23 protein-coding genes are annotated in these 25,260 nt (G+C 70.4%); 7 read left to right on the top strand and 16 right to left on the bottom strand.

The annotated features are described in order from the left end of the window. Positions 1 to 36: 36 nt before the first annotated feature. Both rsmG and mnmG read right to left on the bottom strand, forming a co-directional pair. Complete coding sequence (rsmG, locus tag G9Q37_RS17580) at positions 37 to 720, bottom strand: 16S rRNA (guanine(527)-N(7))-methyltransferase RsmG (RefSeq protein WP_166229233.1); 684 nt, start codon at positions 718 to 720, stop codon at positions 37 to 39. Next, on the bottom strand, positions 717 to 2,669 hold the full coding sequence (gene mnmG, locus G9Q37_RS17575) for a tRNA uridine-5-carboxymethylaminomethyl(34) synthesis enzyme MnmG (RefSeq protein ID WP_166229231.1): 1,953 nt from the start codon (positions 2,667 to 2,669) through the stop codon (positions 717 to 719). Before mnmG ends, rsmG begins: the two co-directional genes overlap by 4 nt. Positions 2,670 to 2,770: 101 nt before the next feature. Between mnmG and G9Q37_RS17570 the strand changes: the two genes are divergently transcribed. The 4 genes from G9Q37_RS17570 (at position 2,771) to G9Q37_RS17555 (ending at position 4,763) form a co-directional block, all read left to right on the top strand. After that, entirely contained in the window at positions 2,771 to 3,364 is a 594-nt protein-coding gene (locus G9Q37_RS17570; RefSeq protein WP_166229229.1) for an NADPH-dependent FMN reductase, read from the top strand. 12 nt (positions 3,365 to 3,376) lie between these two features. Continuing rightward, positions 3,377 to 3,631, top strand: coding sequence for a YkgJ family cysteine cluster protein (locus G9Q37_RS17565; protein WP_166229227.1), 255 nt, complete (start codon positions 3,377 to 3,379; stop codon positions 3,629 to 3,631). 74 nt (positions 3,632 to 3,705) lie between these two features. Continuing rightward, a complete protein-coding gene (locus tag G9Q37_RS17560) occupies positions 3,706 to 3,897 on the top strand; it encodes a YgaP family membrane protein (protein ID WP_166229225.1) in 192 nt (63 codons plus the stop codon). Positions 3,898 to 3,992: 95 nt separating this feature from the next. Then, entirely contained in the window at positions 3,993 to 4,763 is a 771-nt protein-coding gene (locus G9Q37_RS17555; RefSeq protein WP_166229223.1) for a class II aldolase/adducin family protein, read from the top strand. A 6-nt stretch (positions 4,764 to 4,769) separates the two neighbouring features. Here G9Q37_RS17555 and G9Q37_RS17550 read toward each other — a convergent pair whose 3' ends face one another. The 12 genes from G9Q37_RS17550 to G9Q37_RS17495 all read right to left on the bottom strand — a co-directional run bounded on the left by G9Q37_RS17550 (position 4,770) and on the right by G9Q37_RS17495 (position 18,669). Then, the gene (locus tag G9Q37_RS17550; RefSeq protein ID WP_166229221.1) at positions 4,770 to 5,513 is read right to left on the bottom strand and encodes a BUD32 family EKC/KEOPS complex subunit; all 744 of its coding nucleotides are present in this window, start codon (positions 5,511 to 5,513) and stop codon (positions 4,770 to 4,772) included. A 37-nt stretch (positions 5,514 to 5,550) separates the two neighbouring features. Then, entirely contained in the window at positions 5,551 to 6,915 is a 1,365-nt protein-coding gene (gene glnT / locus G9Q37_RS17545) for a type III glutamate--ammonia ligase (protein ID WP_166229219.1), read from the bottom strand. Further along, positions 6,912 to 8,219: a 4-aminobutyrate--2-oxoglutarate transaminase gene (gene gabT / locus G9Q37_RS17540; protein ID WP_166229217.1), complete on the bottom strand. Its 1,308-nt coding sequence runs from the start codon at positions 8,217 to 8,219 to the stop codon at positions 6,912 to 6,914. Before gabT ends, glnT begins: the two co-directional genes overlap by 4 nt. 10 nt (positions 8,220 to 8,229) lie before the next feature. Then, positions 8,230 to 9,720, bottom strand: coding sequence for an aldehyde dehydrogenase (locus tag G9Q37_RS17535; protein WP_166229215.1), 1,491 nt, complete (start codon positions 9,718 to 9,720; stop codon positions 8,230 to 8,232). A gap of 166 nt (positions 9,721 to 9,886) precedes the next feature. Continuing rightward, a complete protein-coding gene (locus tag G9Q37_RS17530; protein WP_166229213.1) occupies positions 9,887 to 10,453 on the bottom strand; it encodes an outer membrane beta-barrel protein in 567 nt (188 codons plus the stop codon). A gap of 145 nt (positions 10,454 to 10,598) precedes the next feature. Then, a complete protein-coding gene (locus G9Q37_RS17525; protein WP_166229211.1) occupies positions 10,599 to 11,435 on the bottom strand; it encodes an ABC transporter permease in 837 nt (278 codons plus the stop codon). 10 nt (positions 11,436 to 11,445) lie between these two features. Then, entirely contained in the window at positions 11,446 to 12,351 is a 906-nt protein-coding gene (locus G9Q37_RS17520) for an ABC transporter permease (RefSeq protein ID WP_166229209.1), read from the bottom strand. 16 nt (positions 12,352 to 12,367) lie between these two features. Beyond that, positions 12,368 to 13,471 carry an ABC transporter ATP-binding protein gene (locus G9Q37_RS17515; RefSeq protein ID WP_166229207.1) on the bottom strand — a complete coding sequence of 368 codons (1,104 nt, stop codon included), beginning with the start codon at positions 13,469 to 13,471 and terminating at the stop codon, positions 12,368 to 12,370. A 107-nt stretch (positions 13,472 to 13,578) separates the two neighbouring features. Then, a complete protein-coding gene (locus G9Q37_RS17510) occupies positions 13,579 to 14,757 on the bottom strand; it encodes an extracellular solute-binding protein (protein ID WP_166229205.1) in 1,179 nt (392 codons plus the stop codon). 235 nt (positions 14,758 to 14,992) lie between these two features. Next, positions 14,993 to 16,432: an aspartate aminotransferase family protein gene (locus G9Q37_RS17505; protein WP_166229203.1), complete on the bottom strand. Its 1,440-nt coding sequence runs from the start codon at positions 16,430 to 16,432 to the stop codon at positions 14,993 to 14,995. Positions 16,433 to 16,447: 15 nt separating this feature from the next. Further along, positions 16,448 to 17,809 (bottom strand): glutamine synthetase family protein, encoded by a 1,362-nt coding sequence (locus G9Q37_RS17500; RefSeq protein ID WP_166229202.1) that lies wholly within the window; start codon positions 17,807 to 17,809, stop codon positions 16,448 to 16,450. Positions 17,810 to 17,868: 59 nt separating this feature from the next. Next, on the bottom strand, positions 17,869 to 18,669 hold the full coding sequence (locus G9Q37_RS17495) for a gamma-glutamyl-gamma-aminobutyrate hydrolase family protein (protein ID WP_205710673.1): 801 nt from the start codon (positions 18,667 to 18,669) through the stop codon (positions 17,869 to 17,871). A 105-nt stretch (positions 18,670 to 18,774) separates the two neighbouring features. Between G9Q37_RS17495 and pdxR the strand changes: the two genes are divergently transcribed. Next, positions 18,775 to 20,265, top strand: coding sequence for a MocR-like pyridoxine biosynthesis transcription factor PdxR (gene pdxR / locus G9Q37_RS17490; protein ID WP_166229200.1), 1,491 nt, complete (start codon positions 18,775 to 18,777; stop codon positions 20,263 to 20,265). A gap of 46 nt (positions 20,266 to 20,311) precedes the next feature. Here pdxR and G9Q37_RS17485 read toward each other — a convergent pair whose 3' ends face one another. Further along, positions 20,312 to 21,619: an NAD(P)/FAD-dependent oxidoreductase gene (locus G9Q37_RS17485; protein ID WP_166229198.1), complete on the bottom strand. Its 1,308-nt coding sequence runs from the start codon at positions 21,617 to 21,619 to the stop codon at positions 20,312 to 20,314. A gap of 2 nt (positions 21,620 to 21,621) precedes the next feature. Next, positions 21,622 to 22,554 carry an agmatinase gene (gene speB, locus G9Q37_RS17480; RefSeq protein WP_166229196.1) on the bottom strand — a complete coding sequence of 311 codons (933 nt, stop codon included), beginning with the start codon at positions 22,552 to 22,554 and terminating at the stop codon, positions 21,622 to 21,624. A 189-nt stretch (positions 22,555 to 22,743) separates the two neighbouring features. Between speB and G9Q37_RS17475 the strand changes: the two genes are divergently transcribed. After that, positions 22,744 to 23,424 carry a response regulator transcription factor gene (locus G9Q37_RS17475; RefSeq protein ID WP_166229194.1) on the top strand — a complete coding sequence of 227 codons (681 nt, stop codon included), beginning with the start codon at positions 22,744 to 22,746 and terminating at the stop codon, positions 23,422 to 23,424. After that, the gene (locus G9Q37_RS17470) at positions 23,421 to 25,163 is read left to right on the top strand and encodes an ATP-binding response regulator (RefSeq protein WP_240936425.1); all 1,743 of its coding nucleotides are present in this window, start codon (positions 23,421 to 23,423) and stop codon (positions 25,161 to 25,163) included. Before G9Q37_RS17475 ends, G9Q37_RS17470 begins: the two co-directional genes overlap by 4 nt. Positions 25,164 to 25,260 lie beyond the last annotated feature (97 nt).

The following is a 25,260-nucleotide window of genomic DNA, read 5'->3' as shown; positions in this document are numbered from 1 at the left end:
GCGCGGAACCGGCCCGCCCCGCGTCGCCGGGCGCGCTCAGGCGCGGCGGTCGCGCATCCAGACGATGCAGCGGTCGGCCTTGAGGCCGGGCACGGCGATCGGTTCCACGTGAAACACGTCGATGCCGGGCGGCAGTGCGAGCAGTTCGGCCTGCGGGTGCTTGCCCTTGAGGGCCATCCACACGCCCCCGGTCTGCAGCGCCTTGTGCGACCAGTCCACGAAGTCGACCAGCGCCGCGAAGGCGCGCGAGGTGATGACGTCGAAGCCCTCCTCCCCCCGGCGGCGATCCAGGCTCTCGACCCGGGTGTGCAGGCCGTGCAGGTTCACGAGCGCGAGCTCGGTCGCCACCTGCTGGATGAAGGCCGCCTTCTTGGCCACCGTGTCCACGCAGGTCACCTCGATGTGCGGGCAGGCAATGGCGATCACCACGCCCGGCAGACCCGCGCCCGAGCCCACGTCGAGCAGGCGCACGGGGCGTCCGTCGGTTTCGCGCAGCAGCGGGCCGACCACGGCCAGGCTGTCGAGCACGTGGTGGGTCAGCATCTCACCGGGCTCGCGCACCGCCGTGAGGTTGTAGACCCGGTTCCACTTCTCGATCAGCGCCATGTAGTCGAGCAACAACTCGACCTGGGCCTCGTCGAACTCCAGCTCGAGCGCGCGCAGACCCACGAGCAGGTCCTGGCGCAACTCCCGGCGCAGGGCTTCGGGCAGGGTGCTCATTGCGCAGCGGCCTCCGGCTCGGTGCGCAGCGAGGCAAAGCCCTTGAAGCCACCTTTCTTCAGGTGGATCAGCAGCAGGGAGATGCTCGCGGGCGTGATGCCCGAAATGCGCGCCGCCTGGCCCAGGGTCTCGGGCCGGTGCTTGGCCAGTTTCTGGCGGGCCTCGAACGAGAGCGACGTGACCTGGAGGTAGTCGATGTCGGCGGGCAGACGCAGGTGCTCGAAGTTCGCGGCGCGCTCCACCTCGGCCTTCTGCCGGTCGATGTAGCCGCTGTACTTGGCCGCGATCTCCACTTGCTCGATCACGGGCTCGGCCAGATCGCCCAGCGTTTCACGTGAAACCGCGTCGCTCGCGTAGGCGCCGCCGTTCATGCCGGTGAGCGCCGCGTAGGACACGCCGGGACGGCGCAGCAAGTCGAACAGGTTGTGCTCGTGCTCGATGGCCTTGCCCAGCACACGCTCGCCCTCTTCCGCAGGCAGCACACGCGGGTTCACCCAGGTCGACTTGAGGCGCTCGGTTTCACGTGAAACCGCGTCGCGCTTGCGGCTGAAGGCGTCCCAGCGCGCGTCGTCCACCAGGCCCAGGCGGCGGCCGGCTTCGGTCAGGCGCATGTCGGCGTTGTCCTCACGCAGCTGCAGCCGGAATTCGGCGCGGCTGGTGAACATGCGGTAGGGCTCGGTCACGCCCTGGGTCACGAGGTCGTCGACCAGCACACCCAGATAGGCCTGGTCGCGCGAGGGCAGCCAGGGCGCTTCGCCGCGGCACTGCAGCGCGGCGTTGATGCCGGCGAACAGCCCCTGGGCCGCCGCCTCCTCATAGCCGGTGGTGCCGTTGATCTGGCCCGCGAAGAACAGGCCCGCGATCTGTTTGGTCTCGAAGCTGCTCTTGAGCGAGCGCGGGTCGAAGTAGTCGTACTCGATCGCGTAGCCCGGGCGCAGGATGTGCGCGTTCTCCAGCCCCTTCATGCTGCGCACCAGCGCGTACTGGATGTCGAAGGGCAGGCTGGTGGAAATGCCGTTGGGGTAGACCTCGTGCGTGGTCAGGCCCTCGGGCTCGAGGAAGATCTGGTGGCTGTCCTTGTCGGCGAAGCGGTTGATCTTGTCTTCCACGCTCGGGCAGTAGCGCGGCCCCACGCCCTCGATCTTGCCGGTGAACATGGGGCTGCGGTCGAAGCCGCTGCGGATGATCTCGTGCGTGCGCTCGTTGGTGTGCGTGATCCAGCAGGGCACCTGGCGCGGGTGCATCGCGGCGTTGCCCATGAAGCTGAACACCGGCACCGGATCGAGGTCGCCGGGCTGCTCGGTGCACTGGCTCCAGTCGATGGTGCGGCCATCCAGCCGCGGCGGGGTACCGGTCTTGAGGCGGCCCTGCGGCAGCCGGAGCTCTTTGAGGCGCGCCGACAGCGACACCGCGGGCGGGTCGCCCGCGCGGCCCGCGCTGTAGTTGTTCAGGCCCACGTGGATCTTGCCGTCGAGGAAGGTGCCCGCCGTGAGCACCACGGTGCGGGCGCGGAAGCGGATGCCCACCTGCGTCACCGCACCCACCACGCGGTCGCCCTCCACCATCAGGTCGTCCACCGCCTGCTGGAACAGCCACAGGTTCGGCTGGTTCTCCAGGCGGCGGCGGATCGCGGCCTTGTAGAGCACGCGGTCGGCCTGGGCGCGCGTGGCGCGAACCGCCGGGCCCTTGCTGCCGTTGAGGATGCGGAACTGGATGCCGCCCTCGTCGGTGGCGATGGCCATCGCGCCGCCGAGCGCGTCCACCTCTTTCACCAGGTGGCCCTTGCCGATGCCGCCGATGCTGGGGTTGCAGCTCATCTGGCCGAGCGTCTCGATGTTGTGCGTGAGCAGCAGCGTGGCGCAGCCCATGCGCGCCGCGGCGAGCGCGGCCTCGGTGCCGGCGTGGCCGCCGCCGACGACGATGACATCAAATTCCTGGGGGTACAGCATGTGAACTCCAAAGCCCGCGGCGGTGGAAGACCGGCGCGGGCAAGCCCGCGATTGTCCCATCAAGGCGCGGCGCGCGTGGCCGGGTGCCAGAATCCGCCCCCATGACCGCACCCACTCCCCTCCTCGTTTTCGCCGGCAGCACCCGCGCCCAGTCGTTCAACCGCCGCCTGGCCCGCGTGGCCGCCGAGGTCGGCCGCGCCGCGGGCGCGCAGGTGACGCTGCTCGAGCTCGCCGAGCACGAACTGCCGCTCTACAACGCCGACCTCGAAGCGCGTGGCACGCCCGACGCGGCCCGCCGGCTGAAGGAAATCTTCCACGCCCACCCGGCCTGGATCGTCTGCTCGCCCGAGTACAACGGCAGCTACACCGGCCTGCTCAAGAACACCATCGACTGGGTGTCCAGCCCCATCAAGGGCGACCCGGAATGGTCCAGCGGCACCAAGCCCTTCGCGGGCAAGGTGGTGGGCCTGCTCAGCGCCTCGCCGGGCGCGCTCGGCGGCTTGCGCAGCCTGTCGCACCTGAGCCCGCTGCTGCTCAACCTGCAGTGCTGGCTCACGCCGCGCCAGTTCGCGCTCGCCAAGGCCGGCGAGGCCTTCGACGCCGAGGGCCGGCTCGTGAACGCCACGGCGCTCGCGGCGGTGCAGGGCGTGGTGGAGCAGACGCTGCACGCCGCGCGCAAGCTCAACGCGCCCTGAGCGCCGCCCGCCATGGACTGCCGCCCGGGCTGCGCGGCCTGCTGCACCGCCCCGTCCATCAGCAGCCCCCTGCCCGGCCTGCCCCAGGGCAAGCCGGCGGGCCTGCCCTGCCCGCAGCTCGACGAGGCCTTGCGCTGCCGCCTGTTCGGCCGGCCCGAGCGGCCCGCGGTGTGCAGCTCCCTCAAGCCCAGCCTGGAAATGTGTGGCAGCGAGCGCTCACACGCCATGCTGTGGCTGGCGCGGCTGGAGCGCGTGACACAACCCTGATCTGGATCAAGGCGAACCGCCAGGCCCGGGCGTCCAATCGCCCTGAACATCACCGTTCACTGATGGAGCTAGCCATGACCCGCAACGTCGGCGGCATCGACCGCACCCTTCGCATCCTCCTCGGCCTGGTGCTGATCGCCCTGGCCGCCACCGGCACCGTGGGCTGGTGGGGCTGGCTCGGCGTGGTGCCGCTGCTCACCGGCCTGGTGGGCTGGTGCCCGCCCTACGCGATGCTGGGCCTGAACACCTGCAAGACGAAGGGCTGAGCCCCGCGCGTCGCCGTGCGGACAGGCCCGCACGCGACCCAGCGCCTACAGTGCATGGCAGGCCGCCCGCCCCGAGGCGGCCGCGGAGACACGCCATGCACATCCCGTCCCTCAAAGAAGTGGTCAGCGCCGAAGAATGGGCGCTGCGCTGCGAGCTCGCGGCCTGCTACCGGCTGGTGGCGGCCTACGGCTGGAGCGACCTGGTCTTCACCCACATCAGCGCCAAGCTGCCCGACAGCGTGAGCGGCGGCGAGCACCAGTTCCTCATCAACCCCTACGGGCTGATGTTCGACGAGATCACCGCCAGCAGCCTGGTGAAGGTCGACATGGCCTGCAACAAGCTGCACGACTCGCCCTTTCCCGTGAACCCCGCGGGCTTCGTGATCCACAGCGCGGTGCACGAGGCCCGGCCCGAGGCGGGCTGCGTGCTGCACACGCATTCGCGCGCGGGCGTGGCGGTGAGCGCGCAAAAGCACGGCGTGCTGCCCATCAGCCAGCAGAGCACCTTCGTGCTGGCCTCGCTCGCGTACCACGACTACGAGGGCGTGGCCTTCCGCCCCGACGAGAAGCCGCGCCTGCAGGCCGACCTCGGCAAGGCCAATTACCTGGTGCTGCGCAACCACGGCCTGCTCACCGTGGGCCGCACCGTGCCCGACGCCTTCCTCTCGATGTACACCTTCGAGAACACCTGCCGCATCCAGATCGACGCGCTGGCCGGCGGCAGCGAACTCACCCAGGTCGACCCGCGCATCCTCGCCGGCATGGCCGACGTGATGCGCGTGGCCACCGCGGGCCAGGGCGCGCAGATCGCCTGGCCCGCCCAGCTGCGCAAGCTCGAGCGCCTGGACCCGGGCTACAAGACCTGAAGCGCCTCAGCGCGTCTCGACGAAGGCCGCCATGCCCTGCATCACGGTGCGCAGGCGCATGAGCTCGCGCGAGCCGTCGAGCCGCGAGGACCAGGCCGCGATGCGCGCCACGCGCGCCAGCCGCGGCAGCAGCCGTCGGATGAAGCGCTTGAGCGCTTCGCCCTGGGCTTCGTCCACCGCGGCGTAGGCGCTCAGCACGGCGTGCACGGCCGAGGGCCCCAGGGGCTCGATGAGCCGGGCGAGCGAGAGCATGAGCTGCAGCACGTCGTAGCGCTGCACCATGGCCAGCGGCAGGCCCGGCACCAGCCGCTCCTCGAAATCGAGCCGCGCAAAGCGCGCGCCGTCCCAGGTGATGTTGCGCGCCTGCGCGCCGCCGTGCCAGTGGCCGCGCGCGTGAAAGGCCGCGAGGTCGGCCGCGGCCGCGGTCATCAGCGGCAGGCGCTGGTTGGGCTCGCGCTGGAACAGCAGGTAGTCCAGCGTGGTGCCGATGTCGCTCGTGACCAGCGCGTGGCCATCGAAGGCGAGCACCGTGGGCACGGCCTCGCCCGCGGCCGCCAGGTCGAGCAGGCGCTGGTGTTCGAAGGCCAGCAGGGCCACGGCGTCGGTCTGGCGCGTGGCGGCCCAGGGCACGGGCACGCCCACGAAGCGCGCGAACAGCCAGATGCCCAGCGACTTGCGCGCGCTGCGCAGCGGGCGGTCGGTGGTCTTGGTCCAGGTCTTGGCGCCGGCGGTGGTGCTGGGAGAACTCACGGCCGCGATTATCGCGATCGGCCGTGCCGAGGCCCGATCAGCCCTCGGCGTAGCGCCGCAGTTCCCAGTCGCTCACCTGCGCGTGGTACTCGGCCCACTCGGCGCGCTTGAGCGCGAGGAACTGCGCCACCAGGGGCTCGCCCAGCGCGGCGCGCACCACGGCGTCGGCCTCGAGCCCGCGCAGCGCTTCGTGCAGGTCGCGCGGCAGGCGCTCGGGCACGGGCTCGCCCGCGGCGTGGCGCTGGTAGAGGTCGTCCTCGCAAGGCCGGGGCGCGGGCAGGCCGCGGTCGATGCCGTCGAGCCCCGCGGCCAGCGTGGCCGCGAGCGCCAGGTACACGTTGCAGGCCGGGTCGGGCAGCCGCCATTCGAGCCGGCCCGCCACCGCGCGCAGCAGGCAGGTGCGGTTGTTTTCGCCCACGGCCTTCCACACCGGCGCCCAGGTGGTGCCCGAGGCGCAATCGCTCGCGGCCAGGCGCTTGTAGCTGTTGACCGTGGGCGCGCAGACCGCGGCCAGCGCGTCGGCGTGCGCGAGCAGGCCCGCGGCGAAGCCCCAGCCCGCATCGCTCAGGCCGAGTGCGCCCTGGTCATCGCCCATCAGCGGGCCGCCGCCCGCGTCGCTCAGGCTCAGGTGGAAATGCAGGCCGCTGCCCGGCGCGTGCGCGAGCGGCTTGGGCATGGTCGAGAAGGTGCAGCCGTGGCGCTCGGCGACGGCCTGCGCGGTGAGCTTGAAGAGCTGGTAGCGGTCGGCCGCGGCGAGCGCGTCGTCGTGGCGGTAGTTGATTTCGTACTGCCCGCTCGCGTCTTCGTGGTCGATCTGCTCGAGCGCGAAACCCAGCGCCGCCAGCGCCTCGCGCATGTCGTCGAGGAAGCCCAGGTTGCGGCCGATCGAGCGCAGGTCGTACGAGGGCTTGGCGAGGCGGTCGCGCGCATCGGCCACGCCCCAGCGGCCGTCGTCGCCGCGCCTGAGCAGGAAGAACTCGGGCTCGATGCCCACCCAAAGCGTCCAGCCGCGCTCGCGCAGCCGCGCCACTTGGCGCCGCAGCACCTGGCGCGGGTCGGTGTCCAGCGGCTCGCCGCCCGCGTAACCGTCGCACACCGCGTGCGCCACGCCGGGCATGAAGGGCAAGGGCCGCAGGCTCTCGGGCCGCACACGGCCCATGTACTCGCTGCGCGCGCCCATGCGCGGCAGGCCGGTGCCCACGATGCTCGGGCCCGCGAAGCCCGCGCCCTGCGACACCGCGCCGGGCAGTCCATCGAGCGGCACCAGCTTGCCCTTGGGCGTACCCTCGAGGTCGGTGAAGGTGGCGAGCACCGAATGCACGCCCTGGGCGCGCAGCGCCGCGATGCGCTCGTCGAGCGCGGCGCCTGCGTTGTTGCCAGGGGCCGCGCTGCGGTCGTTCACGCCAGCACCTCGGCCAGCGCCGCGTCGAGGATGGCCAGACCCTCGTCGAAGACCGCGTCTTCCACCGTCAGCGGAAACAGGTAGCGGATCACGTTGCCGTGCACGCCGCAGGTGAGCAACAGCAGGCCGCGCCGGAGGGCGGCCATCTGCACGCGCTTGGCCGTGTCGGCGTCGGGCGCGCCGGTTTTCGGGTCGACGAATTCGTTGGCCACCATCGCGCCCAGGCCGCGGATGTCGCCGATGCGCGGGTGCACCGCGCGCTGGGCGATCAGGTGCGCGAGCAGCTTGTCGCCCAGCCGTTGCGCGCGCTCGCACAGGCGTTCTTCTTCCATCACGTCGATCACCGCGTGCGCCGCGGCGATGGCCAGCGGGTGACCGGCGTAGGTGCCGCCCAGGCCGCCGGGCGCGGGCCCGTCCATCACGGCCGCGCGGCCGCACACGGCCGAGAGCGTGGTGCCGCCGGCCAGGCTCTTGGCCAGGGTCATGAGGTCGGGCTGCACGCCAAAGTGCTCCATGGCGAACATGCGGCCGGTGCGCGCGAAGCCGGTCTGCACCTCGTCGGCGATGAGCAGGATGCCGTGCTGGTCGCAGAGCTCACGCAGCCACTTCACGGCCGCGGGCTGGATCGGGTTGAAGCCGCCCTCGCCCTGCACCGGCTCGAACACGATGGCCGCCACGCGCGAGGGTTCGATGTCGGCCTTGAAGAGGTGCTCGATCGCGCGCTTCGTGTCGTCGAGCGAGCTGCAGTGGCAGGGAAAGGGCACGTGGTAGATCTCGGGCGGGAAGGGCCCGAAGCCGGCCTTGTAGGGCTGTACCTTGCCCGTGAGCGACACCGCGAACAGGCTGCGGCCGTGGAAGGCGCCGCCGAAGGCGATCACGCCGCTGCGCCCCGTGGCCGCGCGCGCGATCTTCACCGCGTTCTCGATCGCCTCGGCGCCGGTCGAGAAGAACGCCGTCTTCACCGGCCCGGCGATGGGCACCATGGCGTTGAGGCGCTCGGCCAGCGACACGTACTCGGCATAGGGCACCACCTGGTAACAGCTGTGCGTGAAGCGCTGCAGCTGGGCCGCGATGGCGGCCTGCACCTTGGGGTGCACGTGGCCGGTGTTGAGTACCGCGATGCCGCCCGCGAAGTCGATGAAGCGCCGGCCCTCGATGTCCCAGAACTCGGCGTTCTTCGCGCGCTCGATGAAGAAGTCGCCGAACACGCCCACGCCGCGCGGCGTGGCCGCGAGCCGGCGCTGGTGCCAGGCGGCGTTGGTGTGCGGGGCGCTCAGGGTCTCGGGCGTTTGCGGGGCGTTCATGCGGCTCTCCTCAGATCGGGCTGTCGATGCGGATCCAGGTCGTTTTGACTTCCGTGTACTTGTCGAAGGCGTGCAGCGACTTGTCGCGGCCCACGCCGCTCTGCTTGAAGCCGCCGAAGGGCACGGTGATGTCGTCTTCGTCGTACTGGTTCACGTGCACCGTGCCGGCGCGCAGGGCGCGCGCCACGCCGTGGGCCTTGTTGATGTCGCGCGTCCACACCGCGGCCTGCAGGCCGTAGATGTTGCTGTTGGCCTGCCTGACCACGTCGGCCGCGTCGGTGAACGAGAGCACCGACAGCACCGGGCCGAAGATTTCCTCGCGCGCGATGGTCATGTCGTTCTTCACGCCGTCGAAGATGGTGGGCAGCACGTAGCAGCCGCCCTTCACGGGCTCGGCCTGCTCGCCGCCCGCGAGCAGCTTCGCGCCCTCCTTCTTGCCGCTCTCGATGTAGCGCAACACCGTGTCGAGCTGGGTCTTGTCGACGATCGCGCCCATCACCGTGGCTTTGTCCAGCGGGTTGCCCGGCTGGTACTGCGGCACCAGCTTGAGCGCCTTCTCGAGGAAGGCGTCTTTGATCGAGGCCTCGACGAACAGGCGCGAGGGCGCGTTGCAGCTCTCGCCCTGGTTGAAGAAGATGCTGCCCACCGCGGCCTCGACGGCCTTGTCCAGGTTCGGGCAATCGGCGAACACGATGTTGGGCGACTTGCCGCCGAGCTCGGTCCAGGCGCGCTTCAAGTTGCTCTGGCCGGCCATCACGTGGATCTGCTTGCCCACGCGCGTGCTGCCGGTGAAGGCGATGCAGTCCACGTCCATGTGCAGCGCGAGCGGGCTGCCCGCTTCGGGACCGTAACCGGGCACCACGTTGAACACGCCCGGCGGCAGGCCCGCGGCCAGCGCGAGCTCGGCCAGGCGCAACGCGGTGAGCGGGCTTTTCTCGCTGGGCTTCAAGACCACCGAGTTGCCCGCGGCCAGCGCCGGGGCGATCTTCCAGGCGGCCATGATCATGGGGTAGTTCCAGGGCACGATCACGCCCACCACGCCCACGGGCTCGCGCGTGATCAGGGCCAGCGCGGTGTCGGGCGTGGGCGCGATCTCGTCGTAGACCTTGTCCACCGCCTCGCCGTACCAGCGGATGCAGTTGGCCGCGCTGTTCACGTCCACGCTGCGCGCGTAGCGCACGGGCTTGCCCATGTCGAGCGTTTCGGTGAGCGCGAGCTCGTCGGCGTGCTTGAGCAGCAGGTCGGCGAAGGCCAGCATCACGCGCTTGCGGCGCGCCGGCGCCAGGCCGGCCCAGCGGCGGTCTTCGAAGGCCGCGCGCGCCGCGGCCACGGCGGCGTCGATGTCGGCGGCCTGGCCACGCGCCACGGGCGCGAGCAGGCGGCCGTCCACCGGCGAGAAGCAGTCGAAGGTCTGGCCGTCGCGCGCCGCGACGCGCTCGCCGTTGATGAAGGCGCGGCCGTCGAAGGCGAGGGAGGGGGTGTCGGGCGTGGCAGTGGTCATGGCGTGGGTGGTGCGGGGCCTGAAGAATCGGCCCATGCTACGCCGCCTGCGCCCGGCCATGGGCAGCCACTTTCCCGGGCGAGCTGGCGTCCACTGCGCGCGCGGCGCCCAAAAAAAGGCCACCCGAAGGTGGCCAGAGCCTTGGAGACGGGGAGACAGGGATGGCTCAGAAGCGCATGCCGTAGGCCAGGCCGAGACCCTGGATCTGGGTCTCGTGCTTGTCGTAGAAGCTCGTCCAGCTCGCCTGCAGGTACGAGGTCTTGGACAGGTTGAAGTTGGCGCCGACGCCGTAAGCGAGGCTGGAGTTCCGGTCGGCATAGCTCCCACCGGGGCCGGAGGCCTTGAGTTCGGTGCTCATCCAGCCGATGCGGGCGAACAGGTCGACGGACTCGCTGACGGCCACGCTGGGCCGGGCGAACACGCCATACAGGGTGCCCAGCTTGACGTTCACCGGCACGCTCAGGCCGTTGAACTTCAAGCCGTCCTTGCCGGCGCCCAGGCCCAGGAAGCCTTCGACCGCGAAGTTGGGATGCAACTGGTAGCCGAAGACACCCGACACGAGGCTGGGCGAGGCCTTCATCGAGTCGATGCCATCGGACGTCTTGAACTCGGGCGCGGCATAGCCGATCTCGGCGTACATGCCGCTGTGGGCGGCCGCTTCTGCGGTCTGGGCGTGCGCCGTGGACAGGGCAAGACAGGCGGCCGCAAGGGCCAGGAGGCGGGTGCTTTTCATGGTTCGCAAGTAAGAAGAAAGAACTCTCCGAATTCCGGAGAGCCCGCATTCTTGCGAACCGGGCCAGGTCCACCACTCGGGCCGATGGCCTACGCCGTGGCGCCCATGCCACGGGGCAGCGCCACGGATCCCCGGGCCCGGGGGCTCAGCTGCGCAGCGCCGCCGCCATTTCGCGCTCGCGCTTGCGGGTCTGGCGCGCCACCCACACCGCGTAGCTCACCACCACGATGGTCACGGTCACGATGAGGATGGTGGCCGCGGCGTAGATGGTCGGGTTGATGCCGCGGCGCGCGTAGCCGAAGATCACCTGCGGCAGCGTGCTCACGCCCGGGCCGCTGAGGAATTCGGTGATCACCACGTCGTCGAACGAGAGCGTGAACGCGAGCAGGAAGGCCGCGAGGATGGCCTGGAAGATGTTGGGCAGCGTGACCAGGAAGAACACCTGGTGCGGGCGCGCGCCCAGGTCCATGGCGGCCTCTTCGATCGAACGGTCCATCTCGAGCAGCCGGCTCTGGATCACCACCATGCCGTAGGCCATGCCGAGCAGCGTGTGGCCGAGCACGATGGTGAGCAGGCCACGCTGCGGCCAGTCGAACAGGTTCTGCGCGCCCACGAACAGCAGCAGCAGCGACAGGCCGATGATCACCTCGGGCATCACCAGCGGCGCGTTCACCATGCCACTGAACACCGTGCGGCCGATGAAGCGGCGGTAGCGCACCAGCACGAAGGCCGCGAAGGTGGCGAGCACCGCCGACAGCACGCCCGTGATGGCGGCGATCTTGAGCGAGAGGAAGAAGCCGTCGACGATCTTGTTGTCGTTGAGCAGGGCCTCGTACCAGCGCAGCGAGAAGCCGGTGAAGCGCGCGTCCTGGCGGGTGCTGTTGAACGAGAACAGCACCATGAAGGCCAGTGGCAGGTACAGGAAGGCGAAGACGACCAGCAGCCAGACCTTGCCGAAGTGCTTTTCGAGCAGTTGTTTCATGGCGCGCTCCTCAACGCTTCTCGGCGGCGTCGCCGGTGACCTTGTAGTACACCGCCAGCGGCACGACGATGAGACCGATCATCACCACGGCAAGCGCGGTCGAGCGCGGCCAGTTGTTGGCGGTGAACATCTCGTCCCAGACCACGCGGCCGATCATGAGGTTCTCGGGCCCGCCGAGCAGCGAGGGGATCACGAACTCGCCCACGCAGGGGATGAACACCAGCATGAAGCCGGCCACGATGCCGGCCTTGGACAGCGGCACCGTCACGAGCCAGAAGGCCTTGAAGGGCGTGGTGCCGAGGTCGTAGGCGGCCTCGAGCAGGCGGAAGTCCATCTTCACCAGGTTCGCGTACAGCGGCAGGATCATGAAGGGCAGGTACACATAGGTCATGCCCACCAGCATGGACACGCTGGTGTAGAGCATGGGAATGGGCTCGCTCGTGAGCCCGATCGCCATGAGCAGGCGGTTGAGCATGCCCTGGTCGGCGAGGATGCCCTTCCAGGCGTACACGCGCAGCAGGAACGAGGTCCAGAACGGCAGCATCACCAGCAGCAGCAGCGCCGGACGCACGCTGGCCGGCGAGCGCGCGATGAAGTACGCGAACGGGTAGCCCAGCACCAGGCAGAACACCGCGGTGGCCATCGCGTAGCCGATCGAGCGCAGGTAGGCGTCGATGTAGAGCGTCTGGAACAGGCGCGCGCCCTCTTCCTCGCGGAAGATGGACAGGTAGTTCTCGTACTTGAGCCGCAGCACGCCGGTGTCCGGGTCCCACAGCGGCTTGAAGGGGCTGATGTCGCCGCCCATGTCCACGAAGCTGATGTACAGCAGGATCAGGAAGGGCAGGAAGAAGAAGACGATCAGCCAGGCGTAGGGCACGCCGATGACGAATCGCTTGCCGGGCATGGACAGCTTCATGGTCTGCTCCGGCGGCTCAGTCGCGCAGCACCACGGCGTCGGTGTCGTCCCACCAGAAGAAGACCTCGTCTTCCCAGGTGATGTCGAGCTGCTCGTGGCGCGAGCCGTTGGGCTCGGTGATCTTCACGCGCGCGCCCTGCGGCGTGACCACGATGTAGGTGTTGTACGAGCCGAAGTAGGCGATCTCCTTCACGCGGCCGCCGAACACGTTGTGGTCCATGCCCGCGGGGCGCTGCTTGCCGATGCTGATCTTCTCGGGCCGCACCGCGACCGACACCGGCATGCCGAGGGCGCCGCTGATGCCGTGGCCCACGTGGATCTCGCCGATGGTGGTGCTGGCCGCGCAGCGGTCGGGCTCGTCCACGCTGAGCTTGCCTTCGAACAGGTTCACGTTGCCGATGAAGTCGGCCACGAAGCGGTTCGTGGGGTACTCGTAGACCTGCTGCGGCGTGCCCACCTGCAGCACCCGGCCCTTGCTCATGATGGCGATGCGGTTGGCCACCGTCATGGCCTCTTCCTGGTCGTGCGTGACCATCACGCAGGTCACGCCCACCTTCTCGATGATGTTGACGAGCTCGAACTGCGTCTGCTCGCGCAGCTTCTTGTCGAGCGCGCCCAGCGGTTCGTCGAGCAGCAGCAGCTTGGGCCGCTTGGCCAGGCTGCGCGCGAGCGCCACGCGCTGCTGCTGGCCGCCCGAGAGCTGGTGCGGCTTGCGCTTGGCGTAGGGCGTGAGCTGCACCAGCGCGAGCATTTCGTCCACGCGCTTGGCGATCTGGTCGGACGGCAGGCCTTCGCGCTTGAGGCCGAAGGCCACGTTCTCCCACACGCTCAGGTGCGGAAACAGCGCGTAGCTCTGGAACATCATGTTCACCGGCCGCTCGTAGGGCGGCAGCGCGGCCAGGTCCTGGCCGCCGAGCAGCAGCCGGCCCGAGGTGGGCTTTTCGAAGCCGGCCAGCATGCGCAGCAGCGTCGACTTGCCGCAGCCCGAGCTGCCCAGCAGCGCGAAGATCTCACCCTTGGCGATGGACAGCGAGACCTCGTCGACGGCCACGGCCTCGTCGAAACGCTTCACCACCTTCTCGGTGACCAGATAGCCCTCAGGATTGCCCGCAGATGCCATGAGTACGCCTGTTGTGTGTGGGGACCGGGACCGGCCCGGCAAGAAAAAGGGCTGTTCATACTGGAGTACGAACAGCCCGGGGTGTCGAGGCCCGTGAAGGCCTGGGCTTACTTGCCGCCCTTCTTGAAGGCGTTGTAGGCCGTGGCCATCGCCTCACGCGCTTCGTTCGTGAAGCTGCTCGGGGGGATCATCTTGGGCATGTAGGCCTCTTCCACGAAGATGGTCTTGTTGGCCACCATCTCGGGCTTGACCTGCGGCAGCGCGGCCTTGTTGCCCGCGTTGTAGCTCATCTCGTTGGCCATCGCGGCACCGCTCTCGGGCGAGAGGAAGAAGTCGATGAACGCGTGCGCGTTGTTCGGGTGCTTGGCGTCCTTGGTGATGGCCATGGTGTCGAAGAACGACAGCGCGCCGGTCGAGGGCAGCAGCGCTTCGATCTCGTCCTTGGAGCCGTTCTCCTTGGCGCGGCCGGCCGCGATGTTCACGTCACCCGCCCAGCCGATGGCCACGCAGGCCTTGCCGCCGGCGATGTCGTCGATCATGGTCGAGCTGAACAGGCGGATGTCCTTGCGCACCTTGGCCAGCATGGCCGTGGCTTCCTTGTAGTCGGCCGGGTTGTTGGAGTACGCGTCCTTGCCGATGTAGTGCAGCGCCACCGGGATGATCTCGGTCGGCGAGTCGAGGTAGGCGATGCCGCAGGACTTGAGCTTGCTCGTGTACTCGGGCTTGAACACCAGGTCCCAGGCGTTCTCGGGCATGGGCGTGCTGCCCAGGGCCTTGGCGACCTTGGTCTTGTTGATGCCCACGGTGGTGAAGCTCCAGGCCCAGGGCACGAGGAACTTGTTGTCGGGGTCGGCCTTGGTCAGCACCGACATCACGGCCGGATCGAGGTTGCCGTAGTTCTTGAGCTTGGCCTTGTCGAGCGGCTGGAAGAAGCCGGCTTCGATCTGGGGCTTGGCGAAGACGCTGCCCGGCACCACGATGTCGTAGCCGGTATTGCCCGCGACCAGCTTGGCGTGCAGCGCCTCGTTGGTCTCGAAGGTGTCGTAGTTGACCTTGATGCCCGTGGCCTTCTCGAACTCCGCGATCATGTTCTCGGGGATGTAGTCGGGCCAGTTGTAGATGTTGAGAACCTTCTCGTCATCGAGCACCGGGCCGGCCGGCGCCGGGGCCGGGGCGGGTGCGGTGGCCGCCGGCGCGGGTGCCGGGGCCGGGGCGGCCTCTTCTTTCTTGCCGCAGGCGGCGACCAGCATGGCCGCCATCGCGAGTGCCAGAACGTGCTTCTTCATGGTGTTGCTCACTCCACAGGAGGTTTAGGACCCGAACCGTCGAACCCAACGGCAGGCAGATGACCCAGGGGTGGCATGCAAGTTCCAGACCGGGAATGCCCCGCTTTTGACCGCCAGCCATGCCCCAGAAAAGGGATCGGCGGCCATTCTAGAGCCCCCACGCGCCGCACTCCGCGCGCCGCTGCCCCCCGAGGGGGTGCGGCCTGGCTTGGGGCGGCCCGGCGCGGCGGCCGAGTCACCCATGCAGCCCTTTTTCGCGCAGTTCCGCGAGCGTGGCGTCGAGGCAGCGCAGGATCAGCTCCACCATGTCGTCGATCTGGGCCCGGGTCATCACCAGCGGCGGGGCGATGATCATGCGGTCGCCCACGGCGCGCATGATCAGGCCGTTGCGGAAGCAGTGGGCGCGGCACATCATGCCCACGGCCAGCTCGGGGTCGTACATCGCCCGCGTGGCCTTGTCCTTGACCAGCACCAGACCGCCCACGAAGCCGCAGGTCTCGGCCACGCCCACCAGCGGGTGCCGGCCGATCTCGGTGAAGCGCTCGGCCAGGTAGGGGCCGATGTCTTCGCGCACCTTGCGCGGCAGCTGCTCACGCTCCATCAGTTCCAGGTTGGCCAGTGCCACGGCGCAGGCCACGGGGTGGCCGCTGTAGGTGTAGCCGTGGTTGAACTCGCCGCCCTGCTCGATCAGCACCTTGGCCACGCGGTCGCCCACCATCACGCCGCCCAGGGGCACGTAGCCGCTGGTCACGCCCTTGGCGAAGGTGACCAGGTCGGGCCGGTAGCCGAACTTCTCGTAGGCGAACCAGTGGCCCAGGCGGCCGAAGGCGCAGATCACCTCGTCGGAGATGAGCAGGATGCCGTACTGGTCGACGATGCGCTGCACCTCGGGCCAGTAGGTGGCGGGCGGGATGATCACGCCGCCCGCGCCCTGCACCGGCTCGGCGATGAAGGCCGCCACCTTGTCGGCGCCGAGCTCGAGGATCTTCTGCTCGATCGCGCGCGCCGCGCGCAGGCCGAAGTCGGCCTCGCTCTCGCCGGGCAGTGCGTTCTCGAGGTAGTAGGGCTGCATCACGTGCACGATGCCCGGGATGGGCAGGTCGCCCTGGGCGTGCATGCCGTCCATGCCGCCGAGCGAGGCGCCGGCCATGGTGGAGCCGTGGTACGCGTTGTGGCGGCTGATGATGGTCTTGCGCTGCGGCTGGCCCAGCAGGTCCCAGTAGCGGCGCACCAGACGCACGTTGGTGTCGTTGCTCTCGCTGCCGCTGGAGCTGAAGAACACGTGCTCGAAGCGCCGCCCGCCGACCTCGGGCGCGAGCGCCGCGAGTTTGGCCGCGAGCTGCGTGGCGGGCACGTTGGTGGTCTGGAAGAAGCTGTTGTAGTAGGGCAGCGTCATGAGCTGCTGGTAGGCCGCGTCGGCCAGCTCCTTGCGCCCGTAGCCCGCGTTCACGCACCACAGCCCGCTCATGGCGTCGAGGATCTTGTGCCCCTCGGAATCCCAGATGTAGATGCCCTCGGCGCGCGTGATCACCCGCGCCCCGCGCGTGGCGAGATCGCCGTGGTCGGTGAAGGGGTGGATGTAGTGCGCGCTGTCGAGGGCCTGGATGGCCTGGGTGTCCTGCTGTTCGGCGCGGCGCACCAGCGCGGGAGGGGCGATCAGGGTGGAGGGGTTCATGGCAGGCTTTCCGGGTCAGACGTGGAGCAGGAGGTGTTCGCGCTCCCAGGGCGAGATCACCTTCATGAACTCGTCGAACTCGAGTTCCTTGATCTCGGTGTAGATGGTCACGAACTCGTGGCCCAGCACCTCGTGCAGGTCGGGTTCGCGGCGCAGCCAGTCGAGCGCCTCGCCCAGGCTGCGCGGCAGCGCGTAGGGCGAGAGGTAGGCGTCGCCCTTCATCTCGGGCTTGGGCTTGATCTTGTTCTTCATGCCCAGGTAGCCGCAGGCCAGCGTCATGGCCATGGCCACGTAGGGGTTGGCGTCGGCGCCGATCACGCGGTTCTCGATGCGGCGCGCCTCGGGCGAGGCGATGGGCGAGCGGATGCCCACGGTGCGGTTGTCGTGGCCCCACTCGATGTTGATCGGTGCGGCCGTGTGGCGGCTCAGGCGCCGGTAGCTGTTCACGTAGGGCGCCACCAGCGCCATCGCGGCCGGGATGTAGCGCTGCAGGCCGCCGATGTAATGGAAGAACGCGTCCGAGGCCGTGCCGTCGGGGTTGCTGAAGATGTTCTTGCCGGTCTCCTTGTGCACCACGCTCTGGTGCATGTGCATGGCGCTGCCCGGCTCGCCCGCGATGGGCTTGGCCATGAAGGTGGCGTACATGTCGTGGCGCAGCGCGCACTCGCGCACCGTGCGCTTGAAGAAGAAGACCTCGTCGGCCAGGCCCAGCGGGTGGTCGTGGAAGAAGTTGATCTCCATCTGGCCCGCGCCGATCTCGTGGATCAGCGTGTCCACGTTCAGGCCCATGAGATTGCAGTACTCGTAGATCTCCTCGAACAGCGGGTCGAACTCGTTGACGGCGTCGATCGAGTAGGCCTGGCGCGAGGTCTCGGCGCGGCCGCTGCGGCCGATCGGCGGGCGCAGCAGGGTGTTGGGGTCGGTGTTGCGCGCGGTCAGGTAGAACTCGAGCTCGGGCGCGATCACCGGGTCCCAGCCCTCGGCGGCGTACAGGTCGCAGATGCGGCGCAGCACGCTGCGCGGTGCGTAGGGCACGAGCTGGCCCTTGTGGTCGAAGCAGTCGTGGATCACCTGCGCCGTGGGGTCGGTGGCCCAGGGCACGATGCGCACCGTGCTCGGGTCGGGGCGCAGCTGCATGTCGCGGTCGGTGGGCTCGACCACGTCGTAGTACGGGCCGCTGGCGGGCTGCTCACCGGTCACGCTCATGGCCACGATGGCGTGCGGCAGCCGCATGCCGCGGTCTTCGGTGAACTTCTCGCGCGGCAGGATCTTGCCGCGCGCCACGCCGGTGAGGTCGGGCACCAGGCATTCGACTTCGGTGACGCGGTGTTCGTTGAGCCAGTTCTCCAGCTCGTTGAAATTCTTGGGGGCGCTCATGGCCGGCTCCTGTTTCTGCGTTGGGCAAATCGTTCGGGGTCGGGGGCGGATGAGCGCAGCTAACCGGGCTGGCTGCGCGCGAGGTCGCTGGCCTGCAGGCGCAGGCTGCGGCGCTGGCGGCAGGCGCGGCCGAAGGCCTCGAAGATGGCGGCGTAGAACGGGGTGTCCCAGCAGCGCCACTCGGGGTGCCACTGCATGGCGTAGGCGAAGGTGCGCGCACCCTTCACGGCGAAGGCCTCGATCAGACCGTCGGGTGCCCAGGCCAGTGGCTCCAGGCCCTCGGCCAGCCGCGCGATGCCCTGGCCGTGCAGCGAGTTCACCTGTGCCGTCGTGGCCTGCGCCCACTCGGCGAAGGCGCTGCCCTCGGCGATGCGGATCGCATGGCGGGGCGCGTACTGCTCGTCTGGCGGGGCGCTCTTGGGCTCGCGGTGGTCGTTCATGCCGGGCACCTGGTGCACGCGCTGGTAGAGCGCGCCGCCCAGGGCCACGTTGATCTCCTGGAAGCCGCGGCAGATGCCCAGCAGCGGCACGCCCTGGTGCACACAGGCCTTGACCAGCGCCAGCGTGAGCAGGTCGCGGTCGGGGTCGAGCGGCAGGCTGGGGTCGGCCACCTCCTCGTGGAAGTGCGAGGGGTGCACGTTCGAGGGCGAGCCGGTGAGCATCACGCCGTCGACCATGGCCAGCAGCTCGTCGATCTGCTCGGCGTCGGCGAGCGGGAACATGACGGGCTGGGCCTGCGCCCCGACCTTCACGGCCCGCGCGTACTTGTCGCCCAGCAACAGAAAGGGCATCTGGTGACCGTGATCGCCCAGCAGGCGGTGGTCGGCCGGCAGCCAGACCATGCATGGCGGCTTGTTCATGGATTCTCCTGACGGTCTGCGGACATTGTGGCGGGTCGATTGGATGATAATGAGGGCCAGTTGCGGCCCCCGAATGGTGCCACTTGACGCCCTGACCCGCCCCCCATGCTGTCCGAATTCCTGCTGGCCGAGATGAACCGCCTGGGCGCGCAAGACGCCCTGCCCCTGCATCGCCAGCTCTACGAGGCGCTGCGCCGCGCCATGCTCGATGGCAAGCTCGGCGCCGGCGAGCGCCTGCCCTCCAGCCGCGACCTCGCGCAGGACCTGGCCCTGTCGCGCAACACCGTGGTCGCGGCCATCAACCAGCTCAGCGTCGAGGGCTACCTGGCCAGCCGCGTGGGCAGCGGCACCTACGTGAACGACCACGTGCCGCGCGCCAGCGGCGCGCGCGCGCTGCGTGGCGCGCCGGCCCAGGCGCCGCACCGCCAGGCGCCGCGGCTGTCGCGGCGCGGCGAAGCGCTCGCGCACCGCTTCAGCGCCCACGAGCTCGAGGTGCAGCCCTTCACGCCGGGCATCGCCGACTTCAGCGCCTTCCCGCTCGCGCTCTGGCAGCGGCTGCAGAACAAGCACTGGCGCATGACCTACCCGGACATGCTCGACTACAACACCTCGGGCGGTTACGCGCCGCTGCGCCGCGCCATCGCCGACTACCTGCGCGTGTTCCGCAGCGTGCAGCTCGAGGCCGACCAGGTCATCGTCACAACCGGCACGCAGCAATCGCTCGAGCTCTGCGCGCGGCTGCTCGCCGACCACGGCGACACCGTGTGGGTGGAAGACCCGGCCTACTGGGGCGCGATGAAGGCCTTCATGGCCAACGGCCAGCGCGTGCACCCCGTGGCCACCGACGACGAGGGCATCCGCCCCACCGAGGCCGACGACGCCGAGCCGCCCACGCTGATCTACGTCACGCCCTCGCACCAGTACCCCACGGGCGAGGTGATGTCGCTGGCGCGCCGCCACCAGCTGCTGGCCACGGCGCGCGCGCACGGCGCCTGGGTGCTCGAAGACGACTACGACAGCGAGTACCGCTTCAGCGGCCCGCCGATCTCCAGCCTCGAAGGCCTGGACCTCGACGGCCGCGTGCTCTACATGGGCACCTTCTCCAAGGTGCTCTACCCCGGGCTGAAGCTCGGCTACCTGGTGGTGCCCAAGGGCCTGGTCGAGGCCTTCCGCCAGGCCCACTACGACCTGCACCGCCCCGGCCACATGCCCACCCAGGCGGCGCTGGCCGAGTTCATCGAGATGGGCCACTTCGCGAGCTCGCTGCGGCGCGCGCGCCAGACCTACGCCGAGCGCCGCCAGTGCCTGCTCGAAGCGCTCGGCCCCGTACTCGGCGGCGAGGGCCCGGACGCGCCGCGCATCAGCGGCGCCGAGCAGGGCCTGCACCTGTGCCTGCGCCTGCCCGCGCGCATCGACGACCAGGCCATCGCCCAGCGCCTGGCGCAGCAGGGCCTGATCGTGCGCCCGCTCTCGGCCTACTGCCTGCGCCGCACCGACCTGCGCGGCCTGGTCATCGGCTATGGCTACGCCGCGCTGGCCGAGATCCGCCAGTGCGGGCCGCTGATCGCGGCGGCGGTGCGCAAGGCGGTGGGGTAGCGCTTACAAATCCGAAATTCATTTTCGGATTTGTAAGGCCTGTCGCTCACAGCACGTCGCGCAAGCGGTGCCACAGCATGCCCAGTGCCAGGCTGGGCGTGCGCAGCAGCGGCCCGCCGGGGAAGCGCCGGTGGCGCAGCCGCGCGTACACGTCGAAGCGGCTGGCCTGGCCCAGCACGGCCTCGGCCACGAGCTGGCCCGCCAGGCCGGTGAGCGCCACGCCGTGGCCGCTGAAGCCCTGCAGGTAGTACAGGTTGGGGCCCAGGCGGCCGAAGTCGGGCGCGCGGTTCATGCTGATGTCCACGAAGCCGCCCCAGAGGTGCTCCACCGGCACCGCGCGCAGCGCGGGGAACACCGCGGCCATGCGCGCCTGCATGGTCTGCTCCAGCCGCGCCGGGGTGCGCGTGGTGTAGCTCACGCGGCCGCCGAACAGCATGCGGTGGTCGGCGCTGAAGCGGTAGTAGTCGAGCACGAAGTTGTTGTCGCACACCGCGGCGTTGCCCGGGATCAGCCGCGCCGCCAGCGCCGGGTCGACCGGTGCGGTGCCCAGGATGTAGGTGCCCACGGGCATGATGCGCGCCGCGATCTCGGGCGCCACCGCGGGGCCGTGCTCGGCCAGCATGCAGTTGCCCGCGAGCACGCCGAAGCGCGCCGAGACCTGGCCTTGCGCGGTGCGCGCCACCAGCGTGTCGCCGCGCTGCAGTGCCGTCACCGCCGAGCGCTCGAAGACGCGCACGCCCGCGGCCTCGGCCGCGCGCGCCAGGCCCAGCGCGTACTTGAGCGGGTGCAGGTGGCCGCTGCGCCGCTCGCGCGCTGCGGCGCGGTAGTGATCGCTGCCGATCAGCGCGCCCATGTCGGCGCCCTCGGCCCATTCCACACCGATGCCGCGCGCCTGCAGGCCGTCCATTTCCTCGCGCAGCGCGCGCGCCTTGCGGGCGTTCTCGGCCACGTACACGTAGCCGAGGGCGCGGTCGCAGTCGATGCGGTGTTCGGCGATGCGGCGGTCGATCAGGTCGATGGCCTCGAGCGACATCGCCCAGGCGCGCTCGGCGTCTTCGCGGCCCAGCTGCTGCTCAAACGGGCCCTGCCCGCTCGCATAGCCCACGATGGCCTGGCCGCCGTTGCGCCCGCTCGCGCCGCTGCCGATGCGCTCGGCCTCGAGCACCGCCACCGACAGCCCGCGCTGTGCCATCTCGAGCGCGGCCGACAGACCCGAAAAGCCCGCGCCCACCACCAGCGCGTCCACGTGCAGGTGCTCGCGCAGCGGCGCGCGCGGCGCGCCGCGCTGCACGCTGGCCTCGTAGTAGCTGCGCTGGTTGAGCTGGGTGTCCGAACCGGTCAGCGAGCCCCACATGCTCAGCGCCCCCGATCCCGGTCGCGCGCCACGCGCCCGGCGAGGTAGGTCCACACGAAACAGGCGGCGGCGTTGGTGGTGAGCTCGGCGTGGTCGTAGGCGGGCGCGACCTCCACGCAGTCCATGCCGACCCAGTTCAGATCGGCCAGTTCTTCGAGAAAGCTCAGCACCTGCGCGCTCGTGAGACCGCCGGGCTCGGGCGTGCCGGTGCCGGGCGCAAAGGCCGGGTCGAGCACGTCGATGTCGAGCGTGAGGTAGGCCGGGCGATCGCCCAGTCGTTCGCGGATGGCCTGCAGCGTGGGCGCCAGCGCCGCGCCGTCGAGGCCGCGCAGCGCCCGCGCGGTGTAGATCGCGCCGCCCTGGTCGGCCACGTACTCGCGCGCCGCGCGCTCGCCGCTCGAGCGGATGCCCACCTGCACCGCGTGCGCGGGGCTCACCAGGCCTTCCTGGATCGCCTCGTAGGTCCAGGTGCCGTGGCCCGAGGGCTCGCCGAAGTGGTCGGTCCAGGTGTCGCAGTGGGCGTCGAAGTGCAGCAGCGCGAGCGGCTGGCCATGGCGCTGGCGCGCCGCGCGCAGCAGCGACAGCGTGATCGAGTGGTCGCCGCCGAGGAACACGCAGTGGTGCCTGGCCATCAGCGCCGCGGCCTGGCGCTCGATGTGGGCGCGCACCTCGGGCAGCGGCGAGGCGTTGGGCAGGCGCATGTCGAGCGCGTCGCCCACGTGCGCCAGCGGCGACACGTCGAACACCGGGTGGATGCCGTCGCACAGCATGAGGCTGGCCGCGCGGATGGCCTGCGGGCCAAAGCGCGCGCCCGGGCGGTTGGTGACCACGCCGTCGTAGGGCACGCCGCAGACGGCGTAGGGCTGCGTGTCGAGCGGCGCGCAGGCCAGGAAACGGTTGGTGTTGTTGGCAAAAGCGAACTGACCGAGGGCCATGGCGACAGGCGGCAAAGCGCGGAAAAGGGCTTCGGGACAAGGGGTGCGGGACGATAGCGCCGCCCGCGCGCGCCCCAGGGAGCCACTTCGCCGCCGCCCCCGGCGTCCACCGCGCAGACCATCGCTCTGGGGGATGTGAATGACTTTGGTCACTTCCCGGCGCCGCGGGCGCTGCCTACCATTCGCGCCATGGACGCCATCGCCGAGCCCACCGTCCCCGCCACCACCGCGTCCGGCCTGCTGGTGGTCGACGACCACGACCTGGTCCGCCTGGGCCTGCTCACGCTGGTGCAGTCGCACGCGGCCGACACCGGCCAGAGCGTGCCGGTGTTCGAGGCCCGCACCCTGGCCGAAGCGCTCGACCTCTACCGCGCCCAGCGCCACCGCATCGGCCTGGTGCTGCTCGACCTGCAGCTGCCCGACGCCCACGGCATGAGCGGCCTCGACGACTTCCTGCGCGCCTTCCCGGGCGCGCCCGTGGTGGTGCTCTCCGGGGTGGGCGACCCGGGCCTGATGCGCCACGCGGTCTCGCGCGGCGCGCTGGCCTACCTGCCCAAGGCGGGCGACCTGCAACACGTCATCGGCTTCATCCGCTCGCGCGGCACCTTCGGCGAACACGACCGCGCCTGCGCCGCCGCGCTGGCCGACGACCCCGTGCCGGCCTCGCGCTGGCACGGCGCCCAGGGCCAGCGCCTCTCGCTCACCGAGCGCCAGACCCAGGTGCTCGAATGGGTGCTGGCCGGCGCCTCCAACCGCGAGATCGCGCTGCGCGCCCACCTCAGCGAGGGCACGGTGAAGAACCACGTCTCGGCCCTGCTGCTGCTCTTCGGCGTGCGCTCGCGCGCCCAGCTCATCAGCCAGCTGCGTTGAACGCCGCCCCCGCGCCGATCGGCATCGACGAGCGCGTGCACCGCGCGCAGGTCGCGGCGCTGTTTCGCAACCTCGCGCCCTCCACGCTGGCCGACGTGGCCATTGCCTGGAGCATGGTCGCGCTCTACTGGTGGCAGCTGCGCGAGCCGGGCGTGCTGGTGTGGTGGGGCCTGCACATCCTGCAGACCCTGCGCTATCCGCTGCTGGGCCGCTGGCACCGCGACCCGCAGGCCGCCGAGCGCAGCGCGCACTGGGCGCGCGTGCACGTGCGCGAGCACGCCTTCTACAGCCTCACCTGGGGCCTGGCGCCCTGGTGCTTCCTGCCCGCGGGCAACCAGCCGCTGACCGCGCTGCTCATGCTCGTGATCCTGGGCATCTGCAGCGCCGGCGTGCCCGCCATGGCCACGCGCTGGGCCTCGGTGCTGGCCTTCACCGTGCCCATGGTGCTGGGCCTGGCCTCGGCCCTGCTCTGGCAGGGCGACACCCTGCACGCCTTTCTGGCGGGCTGCTGCCTGGTCTACCTGGGCGCCACGCTGCTGTTCGCGCGCAACCTGCACCGACTGCTCACCGAAGCGCTGCACACGCGCTTCGAGAAAGAGGCCCTGGCCGAACAGCTCGCCGAGCAGATGGCGATCACGCGCCGCGCCAGCGAAGACAAGACCCGCTTCTTCGCCGCCGCCAGCCACGACCTGCGCCAGCCGCTGCACGCCATCGCGCTGTTCGGCGCGGTGATCGAGCGCGAGCTCAAGGGCCGCTCGGCGCTCGCGCACGCGCAGCGCCTGATGGGCGCGGTGCGCGCGCTCGGGGCCTCGCTCGACACCATGCTCGACGTCTCGCGCCTGGACGCGGGCGTGATCGAGCCCGAGCCCCAGGCCCTGGCGCTGGCCGACGTCTTCACCGCGCTGCTGCCGCTGTTCGCCAACCGCGCCGAAGAAGCCGGGCTGCAGCTGCGCATCCGCGCCACCGGCCTGTGGGTGCGCAGCGACCCGCAGCTGCTGCTGCGCCTGCTCGCCAACCTGGTCGAGAACGCCATCAAGTACACGCCGCGCGGCGGCGTGCTGGTGGTGGCGCGCCTGCGCGGGCGCCGCGTGTGGGTCGAGGTGATCGACACCGGCATCGGCATCGCGCCCGAGCACGCGGGCCGGGTGTTCGACGAGTTCTACCAGGTCGACAACCCCGGTCGCGACCGCACGCGCGGCCTGGGCATGGGCCTGGCCATCGTGCGCCGGCTCGCCGCGCTGCTCGAACACCCGATCGCGCTGCACTCGCACCCGGGCCGCGGCACGCGTTTTCGCATCGAACTGCCGCTGGCCGAGGCGCCGCCCGCGCGCGCGCCGCTGCCCCTGCCCGCCGAGCCCGCCGATCAGCGCGCCCTGCCGCAACGCGTGCTGCTGATCGACGACGAGGCCGACATCGCGCAGGCCACGGGCGCGCTGCTCGGTGGCTGGGGCGTGCAGCTCACCGCGGTGGACGGCGAAGCGCGCGCCGCCGAGGCCCTGGCCACGCAGGCCTTCGACGCCCTGATCTGCGACTTCCGCCTCGCCGACGGCGCCGACGGCCTGCAGGTGGCGCAGCGATTGCGCGAGCGCTACGCGCCGGGCCTGCCGCTGCTGCTCGTGACCGGCGAGACCGCGCCCGAGCGGCTGCAGCGCCTGCGCGACGCAGGCCTGCCCGTGCTCTACAAGCCGGTCGATCCGTTGCGGCTGCGCCAGGCGCTGGCCGACCTGATGGCGCCCTGAGCGCGGCCCGCAGATCGTGACCTTCGGCACTGTTCGTGCCGTGCCGGCCTCCGTATCGTGCCCCCCGAGCGCGGCCATCCGGGGCGCGCCACCAGGA

The organism is Hydrogenophaga crocea (assembly GCF_011388215.1).
GTDB classification, from domain to species: domain Bacteria; phylum Pseudomonadota; class Gammaproteobacteria; order Burkholderiales; family Burkholderiaceae_C; genus Hydrogenophaga; species Hydrogenophaga crocea.
This window is presented reverse-complemented; position numbering and strand designations above follow the sequence as displayed.